Annotated in this window: 11 protein-coding genes; 9 read left to right on the top strand and 2 right to left on the bottom strand. The window is 36.8% G+C overall.

Annotation, left to right across the window (positions count from 1 at the left end):
* Window positions 1–48: 48 nt before the first annotated feature.
* Entirely contained in the window at window positions 49–873 is an 825-nt protein-coding gene (lgt, locus tag RWP19_RS02225) for a prolipoprotein diacylglyceryl transferase (RefSeq protein WP_314356296.1), read from the bottom strand.
* A gap of 152 nt (window positions 874–1,025) precedes the next feature.
* Between lgt and RWP19_RS02230 the strand changes: the two genes are divergently transcribed.
* The 3 genes from RWP19_RS02230 (at window position 1,026) to RWP19_RS02240 (ending at window position 5,855) form a co-directional block, all read left to right on the top strand.
* Window positions 1,026–2,741: a glycosyl hydrolase family 18 protein gene (locus RWP19_RS02230; RefSeq protein WP_314356297.1), complete on the top strand. Its 1,716-nt coding sequence runs from the start codon at window positions 1,026–1,028 to the stop codon at window positions 2,739–2,741.
* A gap of 90 nt (window positions 2,742–2,831) precedes the next feature.
* Window positions 2,832–5,300, top strand: coding sequence for a leucine--tRNA ligase (gene leuS, locus RWP19_RS02235; protein WP_314356298.1), 2,469 nt, complete (start codon window positions 2,832–2,834; stop codon window positions 5,298–5,300).
* 75 nt (window positions 5,301–5,375) lie between these two features.
* The gene (locus tag RWP19_RS02240) at window positions 5,376–5,855 is read left to right on the top strand and encodes a dCMP deaminase family protein (RefSeq protein WP_314356300.1); all 480 of its coding nucleotides are present in this window, start codon (window positions 5,376–5,378) and stop codon (window positions 5,853–5,855) included.
* Between the two features lie 100 nt (window positions 5,856–5,955).
* On the opposite strand, the gene RWP19_RS02245 is transcribed toward RWP19_RS02240, so the two are convergent.
* Window positions 5,956–7,185, bottom strand: a complete 1,230-nt coding sequence (locus RWP19_RS02245; RefSeq protein WP_314356301.1) for an aminopeptidase — start codon at window positions 7,183–7,185, stop codon at window positions 5,956–5,958.
* A 111-nt stretch (window positions 7,186–7,296) separates the two neighbouring features.
* Between RWP19_RS02245 and RWP19_RS02250 the strand changes: the two genes are divergently transcribed.
* From RWP19_RS02250 to RWP19_RS02275, 6 genes are all read left to right on the top strand, one after another.
* Window positions 7,297–7,866, top strand: coding sequence for a ComEA family DNA-binding protein (locus RWP19_RS02250; protein ID WP_314356302.1), 570 nt, complete (start codon window positions 7,297–7,299; stop codon window positions 7,864–7,866).
* Entirely contained in the window at window positions 7,823–10,045 is a 2,223-nt protein-coding gene (locus RWP19_RS02255) for a ComEC/Rec2 family competence protein (RefSeq protein WP_314356303.1), read from the top strand. Before RWP19_RS02250 ends, RWP19_RS02255 begins: the two co-directional genes overlap by 44 nt.
* A gap of 11 nt (window positions 10,046–10,056) precedes the next feature.
* Window positions 10,057–11,034 (top strand): DNA polymerase III subunit delta, encoded by a 978-nt coding sequence (gene holA / locus RWP19_RS02260; RefSeq protein WP_314356304.1) that lies wholly within the window; start codon window positions 10,057–10,059, stop codon window positions 11,032–11,034.
* A gap of 2 nt (window positions 11,035–11,036) precedes the next feature.
* Window positions 11,037–14,828 carry a PolC-type DNA polymerase III gene (locus RWP19_RS02265; protein ID WP_314356305.1) on the top strand — a complete coding sequence of 1,264 codons (3,792 nt, stop codon included), beginning with the start codon at window positions 11,037–11,039 and terminating at the stop codon, window positions 14,826–14,828.
* Window positions 14,829–14,952: 124 nt separating this feature from the next.
* Window positions 14,953–15,264 carry a hypothetical protein gene (locus RWP19_RS02270; protein ID WP_314356306.1) on the top strand — a complete coding sequence of 104 codons (312 nt, stop codon included), beginning with the start codon at window positions 14,953–14,955 and terminating at the stop codon, window positions 15,262–15,264.
* A gap of 50 nt (window positions 15,265–15,314) precedes the next feature.
* Entirely contained in the window at window positions 15,315–16,004 is a 690-nt protein-coding gene (locus RWP19_RS02275; protein WP_314356307.1) for a hypothetical protein, read from the top strand.
* Window positions 16,005–16,040 lie beyond the last annotated feature (36 nt).

Below are 16,040 nucleotides of genomic sequence, written 5' to 3' on the forward strand. Positions count from 1 at the left end.
AAGAAAAATCCTTCATTCAAAGGGAAGCCAATGAATGAAGGATTTTTATTATTTACGTTTTTTCTTTTTAGGTACTGCTTCTGTAGTTTCAAGAGCAGGTCTATTTTTCTTTTCTAAATAGCCTAAATAGATAAATAAACAAATACCTACAATAATGACAATCAAGCTTGTCATTTGAGCAGATTTTAAGCCTAATGTTAAGTCTACATAGTCACCGCGTAAGAATTCTAGGAAAAATCTAGCCGTAGAATAGAGAATTGCATAAAGTACGAATACTTGCCCCTTAGCATGTTTGAAGGAGCTAAATAATAGGAGGGCTACGAAGATAAGAATATCGATTTGACCTTCCCATATCTCAGCAGGCCATAATGGTTGATTACCGTAGGTGCGATGAGCCAACGTGCTTTCAGGGTAAAGAATACCAAAATTACCGCCCGTAGGGTGACCAAAGGCATCGCCATTTAAGAGATTTGCCATACGACCGACAGATTGAGCTAAGATTAACGCTGGTGCGAATAAATCGGCAAAGGCCCAAAAGTCGATATTATTTTTACGTAAATACCAATAACCTGCAATTGTGCCAAGAACTACACCGCCTTGAATGGCCATGCCACCTTGCCATACAAAGGGGATTTCAAGTAAATGATTACCATAGTAGTGCCAATCAAAGAAGAACACATCCCATAATCTGGCGCCAATGAGACCCGCTACAGCAACAGTAATAGAAAAGTCTATGATATGTTCATGCCAACCTCTGCCGTCTTTTTTTAATAGTACATATGCTACAGAGGCACCACAGATAATTGCCAAAGCTAACATGGCACCATAGGCTCTAATTGGGAAGTCTCCTATAAAAAATAGATATTGATGCATATAAAACTCCTTATGTGATAAATTTTATTATATAAACTAAATTATAAATTACATGTACTTTTCATGCAACAAGAGAGATGAACTCTATATAATATGGTATAATATAGAGATTGAAATTATATCCCCTTATGGGGCTAGAGTTAGGAGAGTTTATGATTCGTAAATCTACTATTTTAAAATCCTTAACAGCTTTAGTAATATCTGCATTATCTAGTATAGCAGTACAAGCTGAGGTATTGGTTCCTATTGACCAATTTTTAGCGAATACTACACGTCATTACGAAGCTAATCAATATAAAACATCCTATACAGTGTATGTACCTCAAACAGAGCTACAAGGAAATGCTGTCGTTTTAAATCCAACTGCTGTCGGTGAACCCGTAAAATTACCAACTACCAATAAAAATGGTATGACCTATGTTGATATTGAGTCTGATCCAGCCATGCTTGGGGTGAGCTATACAAAGGTTAATGGTCAACTAACATTAGGTCCTGCACCGCAAGCCTCCACGGTAAAAGCTCCTTATACAATGCAAACACCACTGTCTTGGGCTTTTGATCCATGGCCAACACAGGGAACTCCATACCAAGCAAAACTCAATGCTAGCGGCGATAATATCATTTCTCCAAGTTGGTTTAAATTGCATAGCCTTGGCCTTGAAGCAAGTCCTAATGTAAGTATTGATTATGTTAACGATTATAAAAGTAAAGGTTACCACGTATGGCCATTGATTACGAATCGTTTTGACCCTGGCTTTACTAGTGGTATTTTAGCAGATCAATCTGTATGGAAGAAATATGCCCATAATTTAGTACAGTATGCTTATATTTACGGATTTGATGGTTATAACTTTGACTTTGAAAATATTGATTATGCGGATCGTGATCGTTTAACAGCGTTTGTGGCGTATTTATCTAATCATTTACATCAATACAATATTAAAACATCCATCGATGTAACTGGTTATTCTGATAGTCCTGAATGGTCCTTAGTATATAATCGTAGTGCTTTTGCTAATTCTGTAGATTATGTAGTTCTCATGGCGTATGATGAAACTTGGGCCAAGAGTACTACAGCAGGTCCTGTAGCAAGTTATCCATGGGTTCGTAATCATACAGAAAAAATGCTTTCTGAAGTCCCATCCCAAAAACTAGTACTTGGTGTACCATTCTATATGCGCTTATGGCATGATACTAATGGTTATGCTAAAGGTGAAACTTTGGCTATGAAAAATATAGGCAACTATTTTGCAAACTATAAGGATAAAATGACTTGGGATGATCGATTAAAATTGTATTATTTATCAATCCCAACTGGTTCTGGTTCTGACCGTATTTGGTTTGAAGATAATACCTCTTTGGGTTTAAAATTAGACCTAGTAAAAGAATTGCAACTCGGTGGCTTTGCTGCATGGCGTAAAGGATTTGAAGACGAATCTACTATTGCTATGATTCAAGGTAAAGACTTAGGTCGTGGCATTCCTAATTCTCCTACAGCCATTGTTCCTGAGCCTGTAGTAGAAGAAGCAAAACCTTTAACTAAGCTTGAACAATACAAATTACGCTTAGAAGAAAAAGAAAAGGCAAAAGCCGCTAAGGCAGAAGCAAAACGAAAGGCTAAAGAGGAAAAAGAATTAGCGAAACGTAAAGCTAAGGAAGAAGCGGAGCAAGCTAAAGCAGAGAAAAAACGTCAAGTCGAGGAAGCTAAAGCGGAAAAGAAGCGTTTAGAAGAAGAGGCTAAGACTCAAAAAGAACGTGATGCACAAGAAGTAAATGATAAAAAAGCTTATTATAAAAGTCATGGATTCGTTCAAAATACATCTACTAAAAATGAATTAATAGAATCTGTACAAGTTGTAAAACGCTAGAGTTTGACTGCTTTCATAGTAAGTAGTACAATAAAAATATTGATTATAAAACGGTAACTAATGAGGTTGACTATATAAGGAGGCCCCTACATGAACGAAAAATATGTAGCCCAAGATATTGAGAAAAAGTGGCAAAAGTATTGGGACGATAACCATACCTTTAAAACAGAATATGATGAATCTAAAGAGAAATACTATGTATTAGAAATGTTCCCATACCCATCTGGTAACTTACATATGGGTCACGTGCGTAACTATTCCATCGGTGATGTAGTAGCTCGTTTCAAAAAAATGAAAGGCTTCAACGTATTGCATCCAATGGGCTGGGACTCCTTTGGTATGCCTGCAGAAAACGCGGCTATCAAACATGGCATTGCACCTAAAACATGGACTCTTGATAATATCGAGAACATGAAATTGCAACAAAAAGCACTTGGCTTGTCCTACGACTGGGACCGTGAAGTTGCAACATGTAAAGAAGATTACTATAAATGGACGCAATGGTTCTTTGAACAGTTTTACAAAAAGGGCTTAGCTTATAAAAAAGAAGCTAAGGTAAACTGGTGTGAAACTTGCCATACTGTATTGGCTAATGAACAAGTTATCGATGGTGCTTGCTGGCGCTGTGATAATCCAGTTGAGAAAAAAGACTTGTCTCAATGGTTCTTGCGTATCACTGAATATGCTGATCGCTTGTTAACTGATTTGGACAGTCTTGATCACTGGCCTCAACGTGTTAAATTGATGCAAAAGAACTGGATTGGACGTTCTGAAGGAACAGAATTCTCCTTTGAAGTTCCATCCATTAATGAACGTGTATCTGTGTATACTACACGTGTTGACACTATTTACGGTGTAAGCTATGTAGTATTGGCTCCTGAACATCCATATGTAGAACGCCTCATTGAAAACGCTCCTAACAAAGCTGAATTAGAATCTTTCATTACCCGCATGCGCAATATGAGCGATATTGACCGTACATCTACAGATGCACCTAAAGAAGGTATGTTCACGGGTTCCTATGCAGTAAACCCTATGTCTGGCGAACAAGTTCCAGTTTGGATTGCTAACTATGTATTAGTAGACTACGGTACTGGTGCTGTAATGGGTTCTCCTGCACATGATGAACGTGATTGGGAATTTGCTCATAAATACGACTTACCTATTAAACAAGTTGTAGCTCGGGAAGGTGAAGAATATAGCCTTGAAAAATGGCAAGAATGGTATCATGAAGATGGTATTCTAGTTAACTCTGGCGATTATAACGGCCAAACATCTGAAGAGGCTCGTAAAACTATTACAGCTGCTCTAAATGAACGCGGCATTGGTGAAGGTAAAGTAAACTTCCGTCTTCGTGACTGGTTGATTTCTCGTCAACGTTACTGGGGTGTGCCAATTCCTGTTGTATACTGTGAAAAATGTGGTGAACAACTCGTTCCTGAAGAAGAGTTGCCAGTACGCTTACCAGAGGATGTTAAATTTGAATCTGGTGCCGTATCTCCATTGGCTACATCTGAAAGCTTCTTAAATACTACGTGCCCAAAATGTGGTGGTCCTGCACGTCGTGAAACAGATACAATGGACACATTTATCGATTCCTCTTGGTACTTCTTGCGCTATACAGACGCAAAAAATGACCAAGCTCCATTCGATAAAAAAATTGCTAATTACTGGATGAACGTTGACCAATATATCGGCGGTATTGAACATGCTATCTTGCACTTGTTATACTCTCGATTTTTTGTGAAAGTTATTCACGATTTAGGTCTTATCGAAGCTAACGAGCCATTCCGTGGCTTATTGACACAAGGTATGGTTCTTAAAGAAGGCAGCAAGATGTCTAAATCTAAAGGTAATGTAGTTTCTCCTGAAGAAATTATCAATACCTATGGTGCAGATACTGCACGTTTGTTTATTCTTTTTGCGGCTCCTGTTGATCGTGACCTTGATTGGTCTGACCAAGGTGTTGAAGGTTCTTATCGTTTCTTGGGTCGTGTATGGCGTATCGTTGATGCGTACAACGAAGAAGGTAAGAAGAACGTAACTGGTGAACTTACAAAAGACGAATTTGCATTACGTCGTGAGTTACACCGCGTTATCAAAAAGGTAACAGAAGACCTCGATAATAACTTCAACTTCAATACTGCTATTTCTGCTATCATGGAACTTGTAAATGCTATGTACGCTCATAAGGATAAAGCTGAAACAATCAATAGCGCTTTGGCTAATGAATTGACTCATTCCTTATTACTTCTTTTAGCACCATTCGTTCCTCATATGACAGAAGAGTTGTGGCATGAATTGGGTGAAACTACATCCATCCACACTGAAAACTGGCCTGTATACGAAGAGGCTGCTCTTGTTGTAGATGAAGTAGAAGTAGTATTACAAGTAAATGGTAAAGTTCGTGATAAACTTACTGTTTCCGTAAATATTACAAAAGAAGAATTAGAAACAATGGCTAAAGAATCTAGTCGTGTTCAAGAGTTTACAGAAGGTAAAAATATCGTAAAAGTTATTTACGTACCTGGTAAACTTGTAAATATCGTTGTTAAATAACGATACTCTATTTGTTCAATACTGTAAGCCCCCAACTACATAGGTAGAAGGGGGCTTATTTTTAGTGAGGTAAGTATGGCAAAACGTAGCGATTATATATCCTGGAATGAATACTTCATGGGCGTTGCTATTTTGGCAGCTCAACGTTCTAAGGATCCTAATACACAAGTGGGTGCATGTATCGTTAGCAATGATAATAAAATTTTATCCATTGGCTATAATGGTATGCCTTTGAATTGTAGTGATGATGACTTTACGTGGGAGCGAGATACAGCAGATGATAATAAATATTTCTATACTGTACATAGCGAACTCAATGCTATCCTAAATTATCGTGGAGGTTCCTTAGAAGGCTCTAAGATTTATGTCACATTATTCCCTTGTAATGAATGTGCTAAAGCAATTATTCAAAGTGGTATTAAGGCAGTTATCTATCGTGACGATCTCTATAAGGACACAAAAGAGGTAAAAGCATCTAAACGAATGCTTAAAACAGCAGGTGTAGAAATTATTGAATATAAACCTACAGGACGAACTTTACATATTACCGTATGATAAAGTATAAAACAATAATATTACAAGAAAAGCTCTTATCTATTAATTAATGGATAAGAGCTTTTGCTATATTTTTACTATTTCAGATTATATACCTAAATTATACTTGTAAACGACCGTTAATCATAATATCAACAGCTTGACCATCACGAGTATATCCCTTAATATTCATGTGTTCATGACCAATCATAAAGTCCACATGTGTTAAGGAGTGGTTAAGGCCACGTTCCTTTAATTCCGCTTCAGATAAACCATCGCTGTTTTTAAGGCATGTAGGATAAGATGCACCAATTGCTAAGTGGCAGGATGCATTTTCATCAAATAATGTTTCGTAAAAGATTTGGTTAGATTGGCTAATTGGGCTGAAGTGATCCACTAATGCTACTTCGCCAAGGTAGTGGGAGCCTTCATCAGTTTCTACTAATTCTTTTAGAACTTCATAACCTTCTTTGGCTGTATATTCAACGATTTTACCTTCTTTAAAGGTGAAGGAGAAATCAGAAATTGTATTGCCATGATAAATTAATGGTTTTGTGCTGTACACAACGCCATTTACACCATTATATTGAGGAGCAGAGAAAACTTCCTCTGTAGGAATATTAGCATTGAAAATAGTACCATCTTTAGATGATTCTTCACCACCTAGCCAAATATGGTCTTCTGGCAATTCTAATAAAAGGTCGGTGCCGTTTTCACAAGTGTAACGCAATGACTTTAAGTCTAATTTATTCAATGCTTCACAGCGACGACGTAATTTTGCCAAGTGATGACGATACGTATCTTTCGGTTCGATACCTTCAATGCGACAAAGTTTTAATAATGTTGCCCACAATTGATCGAGTTTTTCTTCATCACTACCTTCATAGCCAAGTAAATCTGCCCATAGAACAGTTGGCACAGATGCAACGCACCATGTAACAGAAGAGTTCATGATAGCTGTGTGATAGAAGGATAATGCTTTGTTTAAGTTACGAGATTGTAAGGAAATACGATCTGTTGGAATACCTTCTAAAGCTTTAGGATTAGCACTGATTAAAGATAAAAATGCTGCCTTATCATCGATGTATTGTTTGTAGAATTCAGGAATCCAGTTAGCCGGTTTTTCTAAAACAGATTCGTTAGCATGTAATAAGCGTTGACGAGCGATAGGGGAACATCTCCAGTTAAGAACTACCTCTTTTGCGCCTAGCTCATATGCCTCTTCAGTAACGATAACTGCAAAATCTTTATTTTCTACATCAACAGAAATAACTAATGTTTGATCTTGTTGTAAATTTACGCCGTACTTTAGCAATGTATGGGCATATTTTTTTAGTGTATCTTGATTCATAAATTCTCCTTTTATTCGCTATCAATTCTAGAACTCCTGCTAGTGTGACTAATAGAGTCAATGGTAGGAGTTTACAATTTCATAGGGAAAACCTTCAGTAGGAGGTGCACTATGAAAAGCAAATTGAAGCCGTATATGATAATTGTATTAATCCTATGTGTTTTAGTAGGAATTTATTTCCTATGGCCTATTATAACAGATGAAAGAGATTCTGTCCTTGCTGAAGGGTCAATGGACGGAAATCCTTCTATGTCAAATGTAGTAGAAATATCTAATAAACCGATTGCTTATATTACGGGTGCCGTAGTCTCACCTGGTCTATATGAACTTGAAAGCTCTGCCACTATAGGTGATGTAGTTAAACTAGCGGGAGGACTTTTACCATATGCAGATGTAGAGTCTATTAATATGGCCAAGCCAGTTGTAGCAGGCGATCATATCCACGTGGTATTTAACTTTCACGGCAACCCTGAAGTGTTATTGCGTGGTAATAAGATTAATATAAATACTGCAACGGCAAAAGAATTAGATGCCCTACCAGGGATAGGCCCTGCTATGGCTAAAAGAATTGAGGAATATCGCTCACAAAAAGGCCCCTTTACATCTGTGGAAGGCATCAAGGGGGTGAAGGGCATTGGTGATGGCGTATTTAAGAAGATTAAAGACAAAATTACAATTTAATCATCAAGATAGCAAGAATGATGGACCCTTCCCTGATATAAATGTTGTTAATTTGAATACTAAGGTTTTAACCCACAGTCACTGGGCACATGTCATATTGGGTTCTATAATTATGGGTATAATATTAGGATATGGTCAGTATTATCCAGTATTAAATCAGATGCACTACATTTTTGCTATTGGGTTAGCTATTATAGTTGTAGGTATTTTCAAAGCATTTCAATCGTCTAATAGATGGCATTCACTTAGCAAGTTAATCGGTTTAGTCCTTGTTTTAGTTGGTTTATTTTATTATCAAACAGATTTACGGATTATACATTTCAATAGTTATACATCATATTATTTGCAGCAAGAAGGAGAATATCTCGGTACTGTTGTAACTGCTCCTGAAAAAGTAACTTTGAATGAACAGGAGTATTACAAATATACTATTGAAATCCATGGATTACATCCTTATAAAAATACTGCAAAAAATGACTATATTAAAGCACAGGGGCGATTACAGGTATACTCAAAGGCGTCTAGTACGAACTATCCTATACGACTAGGAGAATATGCAATTGTTGAAGGCACACCAAAGCCCTTATTTCTCATTGAAGAGGAAGGTCGTATGAATCTTCGTGGCCGCTATATGAGCTCAAATACTCGTGGTCGTATCTATGATGGTGTATATCGAGTTGCTACTAATAAAGACTTACAAGCATTTCGCTATAAAGAAACCTTTTTTGAAAAAATATATAGGAAATTTTTATTTATTTGTGGGGGAATACGAGAGTCCATAGATAAAACTATTGCCCATAATCTGGAGGGGCCACAACAAGTATTAGCACAAGCATTAGCTTTAGGTGGCCATTATAGTGATCTAGGGGAAGATACAATGAAGGATTTTTCCTATACAGGACTAATCCATATTCTATCTATATCGGGTTCACATATTGCTCTCTTGTTAGCATTGGTATATGGACTGGGACGACTCATTAAATTAAGAAAGCGAACTAGTTTGATTATGGGGATTTTAGTGGCTTGCATGTATAGTGGTGTTGTTGGTGGCGATGCTCCTGTTGTAAGGGCTACGATGATGAGCATACTCATGTGTATCGCCTATATAAAAGGGCGGCTATATCAAGCTAAACAAGCGCTATGTATATCTGCCATACTATGTCTCATATATGATCCAATCTCTTTGTTTGATGTGAGCTTTCAGCTATCTTTTGGTGCAACTTATGGATTGCTCATATGGGGCAAAGTATTATACGAACGGATACAATGGCTGCCTAGATGGTTAAAAATGCCGCTCGTATTATGTGTGTCGGCCCAATTGTTGATATTACCGTTACAGCTGTATTACTTTCACTATATCAGTATTGCTAGTTTATTAGCAGCTTGTATAGTAGCCCCTATATTAGATATATCTATTATTTTAATCTTTATAAGTACTGTTATTAGCTATGTGATTCCTATATCAATAGTGTGGTTACCAATAGATATATTATTACGTGTTTCTTTATATTTAAATTATCTGTTAGGGCGTAGTGGTAGTTTACTTTGGTTAGGGATGATGCATCCCTATTGTGCTTATTTTTATTTTCTTTCTTTAGGTTTATTTACGTATTTTTTAACCCATAGAAAGAGGTATACTGTTTATATAGCGATATGTTTATTTTTTATGGTCACAACCTTTGGTGCTTCATATTTTGTTACACATTATCATAAGGATACATTGATTCACTATATACCTATGAAACAATGTAATGTATTGCTTTGCATAGAACCCAATCATGAAGGGGCTCATTTATTAATTGATGCGCCAGACCATATTAAAACGATGCCTAATGAAAGGCTTATCAATCAAGCTATAAGGGCATATGGTGTCAATCCAAAAGTTGTACATGTAGACTACTTTCATAGTAACGGATCTGCAAAAACAATATATAAAAATAGTATGAAAGAAATCGATGTATATAATGGACAAAGAGGAGAAAAAAATCTAAAATTAAATGAAAAGATTAATACATTATTTATTACGAGTCGATCTAGTTCAATGAATGAAATTGGCAGACTATTGCCGCATAATATAGTTCTATTTGGCAGTCCACATGGGGCTTTACGCGATGTGGATCCATCATCAGAATATATGTATATTATGGGGTACAGTTTTATTGAAGATATGTATCTGTGAAAGGAGGATGTATGGCTGAAATTAAACTCATCTATGGCGATGAGCCACAATTAATTGAAGAAGAAAAACGCAAGTTTCTTAGTGCCTATCCTGACCTTCCAGTAGTAGTATTAGATGATGAAGCTGGGCCACAGAAGATTAGCGAAAAGCTATGTGAAGATTCTCTCTTTGGCGATCAAAAGGTATTCTGTTTAGTTAACTTGCCTATTATTCGTAAAAGCGGTAAGAATAGTGATGCCTGGATTCCATTATATGAACTCCTTATGGAATATAATGGGGATAATCCTATCCTTTTGATTTATCATGATATGATTGATAAACGAATCAAACAGAATAAAGAAATTTTAGATAAAATACCAAATTATCAATGTAAGCGTCTTGAAGGGGCTGACCTAGTGATGTGGATTCGTCAATATTGTACATCTAATGGATTTAAACTGACTCCTGATGCACAGGAATATGTAGCTCATCTCATCGATTTGTGGCAAGATGTACCGGTTTCATTTATGAAAACCGAATTTGATCGTTATTTTTTACAGATAACAGGCGATAAAGTCATTACGAAAGAGTTCCTTGAAGAGAATGGTAGTGACTATGGTGCTAAAAATATTTTCACCTTTAAAGAGGCGCTGTTGAAACGAGATATTGATACATTGCTTGAATTATTTCCGTTTATGTTCGGCTATAAAGAATTAGATCGTGCTATGAGCTATATTGAGGGGCAGTTACGTTTGCAGCTACTGGTTAGCGAATGTCGCCAAGCGGGAATGTCTGTTCAAGCCATACAAAACTTATGTAAGGATCATGATTCGTCATTTAAACCATATCCGATTAAGTTGGCTTACGAAGCAAGTCCTAGAATTTCAGTTAAGGCCTTGCGAGCTTTATTAAAAGGGCTATATGAGATTATTTTAGATAGTCGTAGCAGTAAGGGCGATATTTGGCGATTTAGAGATTTATGTATTACCTATTGTGGGTATAAAGGATAAAAATGAAAGTACGTTATCGTGTTGTACCAAAACAGAATAAGAAATCATCCTTCTATGTAAACTGTCATAGCCAACATGTGACGATACAAGCTGCAGATTCTGCGTTTTCTACATTGCTTAGTTTGCGTGAAAGATTATCTGCATGGTATAAGGAAAAAAATATTTCTTTTGATAATATTCCAACTAATACAGATACAGCTTGTTGTTTCGCCTGGAAGGTAGATACTGAAACAGGGGAAGGCTTAGATACCTATTATTATGGTGGCGGCTGTGGTGCTGGTGAATGGATTGAAGCGGCAGAAGCGCAACGTGAGGCTGAAGAGGCTAAAAACAAAGTGCCTAGAGGCAAGTCTTTTGCTGGTTATGACCAAGAAGATGAATATGATGATGTCGATGAAGATGATTTTGCTCCATTTGTAGAGGCTGTTGAGCTGGGCTACTTTAATAATAGTCCTGTCGTTGTATCTCGTTCTAATCAAACGGCTGCCGCATCTAGCGGTAGTGATACTGTCGCATCTGTGAGCAGTACACCTAAAGCAAGTAAAGGTTTTGCACATAAAAGTACTACAAAATCTACTGCTAAAGGTAGTGAAGGGGATAGTAAATACCCTCGTCGTGCCCCGAAGGATGCTCCTACTGATGAAGGCATGATTTTAGGGCCTAAGATTGAGGGAGTTACCTCTAAAATTATGGGTACTTTGGATACGCCTAGTGTTATTTTTGAAGGTGTATTTGTTGGTCTAGATAAACGTGATACTAAGACTGGTAAAAGTATCGTTAACGGTAGCATCGTAGACGATACAAATAGTATCAAATTTATCAAGTTTACGAACAGCCCTGAAGAAGGGGATGCGCTACTTAAACAATTAAAAGGTTTACAACGTGTACGCGTACAAGGTAGCGTCAGCTTTGATGATCGATTTGATAAGGATTATATCTTATCTATTCGAAGTATTGAAGCTATGGAAACTAATAGCGTGGAGCGCACTGAAAACCGTCCAGACTCCCGTGTAGAGCTGCACTTGCATACTAAGATGAGTGATAAGGATGCTCTTGTATCTGTTAAAGACCTATTTAAAACAGTAAAAAAATGGGGTCATCCTGCGGTAGCTATTACAGATCACGGCGTTGTACAAGCCTTTCCAGAAGCTCAAGCTCTTGGTAAAGAGTTGGGCGTTAAGGTTATCTACGGTGTAGAAGGTTATCTCATTGATGATGAAATTGTTGCTCGTGATGAAGAGCCTGTAGTAGATAAGAAGAAGAAAAAAGAAAAAGATAAACGTTATCATATTATCTTATTAGCTAAAAATATGGTAGGTTTGCGCAATCTGTACAAGATGATATCTATTTCTCACCTTGAACACTATAAGGTACGTCCTCGTTTGCCTCGTTCTGTTATTGAAGAACATCGTGAAGGTATCATCATCGGTTCTGCTTGTGAAGCTGGTGAACTTATGCAATCCATTGTTCGTGGCGCTACAAAGGAAGAACTATTAGAGATTGCATCTTTCTATGACTATCTTGAAATTCAGCCACATACGAACAATATGTTCTTGGTTCGTAAAGGACTTATGCCAGATGAGCAAGCCCTTATCGATATGAACAAAACGGTTATTGAATTAGGGGAAGCATTAAATAAGCCTGTTTGTGCAACCTGTGACGTTCACTATTTAACACCAGAAGAAAAGATTTACCGTGAAATCATGTTGACTGCCTGTGGTTATCCAGATGCAGATGAACAACCAGATTTACATTTACGTACCACCGATGAAATGTTGGCATCCTTCCCTTACTTAAGTGAAGAAAAGGCTTATGAAGTAGTCGTTACTAATACTCGTGCAATTAATGATAGCATTGAAGATATTAAACCAGTTCCAGATGGCACATATTCACCAAAGATTGAAGGTGCCGATGAAGCTTTCACAGAAATGTGCTATAGAAATGCGAAGGCTATTTATGGTGATCCATTGCCACGTGTTGTACAAGAACGTTTAGACTATGAATTGGATTGTATTATTTCTAATGGTTATGGCGTATTGTATTACATCGCTCATAAACTAGTAAAAAAATCTCTTGATGATGGATATCTCGTAGGTTCTCGTGGTTCTGTAGGGTCTTCCTTTGCAGCCACCATGTCAGAGATTACAGAGGTAAACCCATTACCGCCACATTATGTATGCCCTAACTGTAAATATTCAGAATTCTTTGAAAAGGGTGAGTATGCAGGTGGTTTTGACTTGCCACGTAAAGATTGTCCAGAGTGTGGTCATGCGCTACAAACTAATGGCCATGATATTCCGTTCGCCATCTTCCTTGGTTTCGAAGGTGACAAGGTTCCAGATATTGATCTTAACTTCTCCGGTGATTACCAAGCAAAGGCTCACAAATATACGGAAGAACTATTTGGACGTGACAATGTATTTAAAGCGGGTACCATCGGTACTATTGCGGATAAAACTGCATATGGTTATGTTAAAAAATACGCCGAAGTTCGAGATATTCAAGCTCGTAGTGGTTTCTTTGAACATTTAGCAAAAGGCTTTACCAATGTTAAGAATACTACTGGCCAACATCCTGGCGGTATCATGGTATGTCCTCGCGATATGGATGTGCATCACTTTACACCTATACAGCATCCAGCGAATAAGAAGGAAAGTGGTGTATTAACAACACACTTTGACTATCACTCCATCGAAGGCCGTATGACTAAGCTCGATATTCTGGGCCATGATGATCCGACTATCATTCGTATGCTAGAGGATTTGACGGGTATAGATGCTAAAACTATACCGTTTGATGATCCTCGTACTTTAAGTCTATTCTCTTCCACAGAGGGTATTGGCTTAACACCTGAGCAATTACAAGGTGACCAAGTAGCCAGTTTAGCAGTGCCAGAATGTGGTACGAAATTCGTACGGGGCATGCTTGAGGACTCTCGTCCACAAACGTTCTCCGACTTAGTACGTATCTCTGGTTTCTCTCATGGTACTAACGTATGGCTCGATAATGCGCAAGACCTCATTAAAAATGGTACTTGTAAATTGAACGAAGCCATCTCTACTCGTGACGACGTAATGAATTTTTTGATTCATCGTGGTATGGATCGAAAGCATAGCTTCTTCGTTATGGAGAACGTACGTAAAGGGAAGGGCATTGAAAAACGGAATAAACAAGGTCAAGCTACTACGGAATTTGAAGCTGAAATGCGGGAAAATAATATTCCTGAATGGTTCATTGAATCTTGTAAAAAGATTTCCTATCTATTCCCACGGGCCCATGCGGTAGCTTATGTAATGATGGCATTCCGTATTGCATGGTTTAAGGTATACCATCCATTGGCTTTCTATGCAGCATACTTCTCCATTCGGGCGAAGGCCTTTGATTTGCGCATTATGACGGGAGACCTTAAAACGCAAATGACTGAGTTCAATCGTATTAAAGCTCTTGATCGTGGTGCCAGTCCTAAAGATAAGGACCTTATGAGTGCCTTAGAAGTATCTATGGAAATGTACCAACGGGGTTATCGTTTTGTTAATGTAGATATTCAACACTCTGAAGCAAGACGTTTTAGCATTAAAGATGGTGCTCTATTGCCGCCATTCTTGGCTATTGATTCCTTAGGTGAAACAGTAGCTGATGCTATCGTAGCTGAACGAGAAGAACGTCCGTTTACATCTCTAAAAGACTTGCAACGTCGTTGTAAGGTATCTAACACAATCATTGATTTAATGAAAGAACTCAAATGCTGTGGTGAGTTACCTGAAGACGAACAAATGTCACTCTTTGGGGCATAATAAAATACAAGATAAGTATTAAATACAAAATAAGCACTATACCTAAAATGGGATATAGTGCTTATTTTTATATATTTTGCTAAAATACAATTAATATGTTATTTGTACTAAGGAGTGTTGTATAATGATAAGTGAGTTATTGAAATTTATAGGAATTAATTCATCGGATAATGATATTACTAAAGAATCGAAATTGAAATCAGAAGATAATAGAACTGAATCTAATATTGCTAAGGAACGACAAAATCAACCTGTAGAAATTGAATTTTGGGATATTGAGCCCGAGGATGTGCCTGAGTTAGAAGAATCTGATATTCCAGGTGTATACTTTAATGAATTTCGAGAATATGTTGATGAAGAGGGGCATATATTATCTCCATCAGATCTCGATGCAATACGGTATAAAGATGATTATGAGGATGATTATTATAGGTAAATATTATTTAGAATTTTATGTTATTTTAACATTAAATGAATAGGAGTTATATGTTACAAAATCTAAAAAATATAGTAAATAAGATAAAGTTTTCTTTTTATTTTGTATTAAGATGTATGAATATTGGATATGATTGTGCATATAGAGAATATGTCAATAATAAATTTATAGAACTCTCATATACAGAATTACAATTATATTATCAAATATTAGTAAGTGATTTAGAAAGTCGATTAACATATATTTATACTGGAATATTTTTCAGTGTAACATTAGCTGTATTAATGGGCCTAGGGGTAAACTTAGGAATTGAAATGTTAAAACCATCTCCAGGGGATGAGATGGTTTCTGCTTATAATAATTTTATGATTGCTACGGTCTTATTTCTATTTGCAACAAGTTTAATTGGTTTTATTATAACGACATTATTAAAAATTTCTTCAAAATCTTTCGGTTTTTACTTAACTTTATTTTCTTTTGTACTAGGTGGAGTGTATTGGAGCATACATAGCCATTCTATCTTGATGGATCTATTCTTTTTATTAATGGGGGGATTAACTGCTACATTACTAGTCTCAACTATATTCGATGGTATAAAAAAATCTGCAATAATTAAGAAAGTTATTATTGAAGATTTATTAGATCAAAATCGAACGAGATATACTATTAGATTGCCCAAAAAGTATAGAGTTAGAAAATTATTTTGTCAAAATCTGATTATTAATCATAACCACCCGTAGAACGGGTGGTTTGCTCTGACCCTATAAGGGTCTTTC

The organism is uncultured Veillonella sp., from assembly GCF_963522475.1.
Lineage (GTDB): Bacteria > Bacillota > Negativicutes > Veillonellales > Veillonellaceae > Veillonella.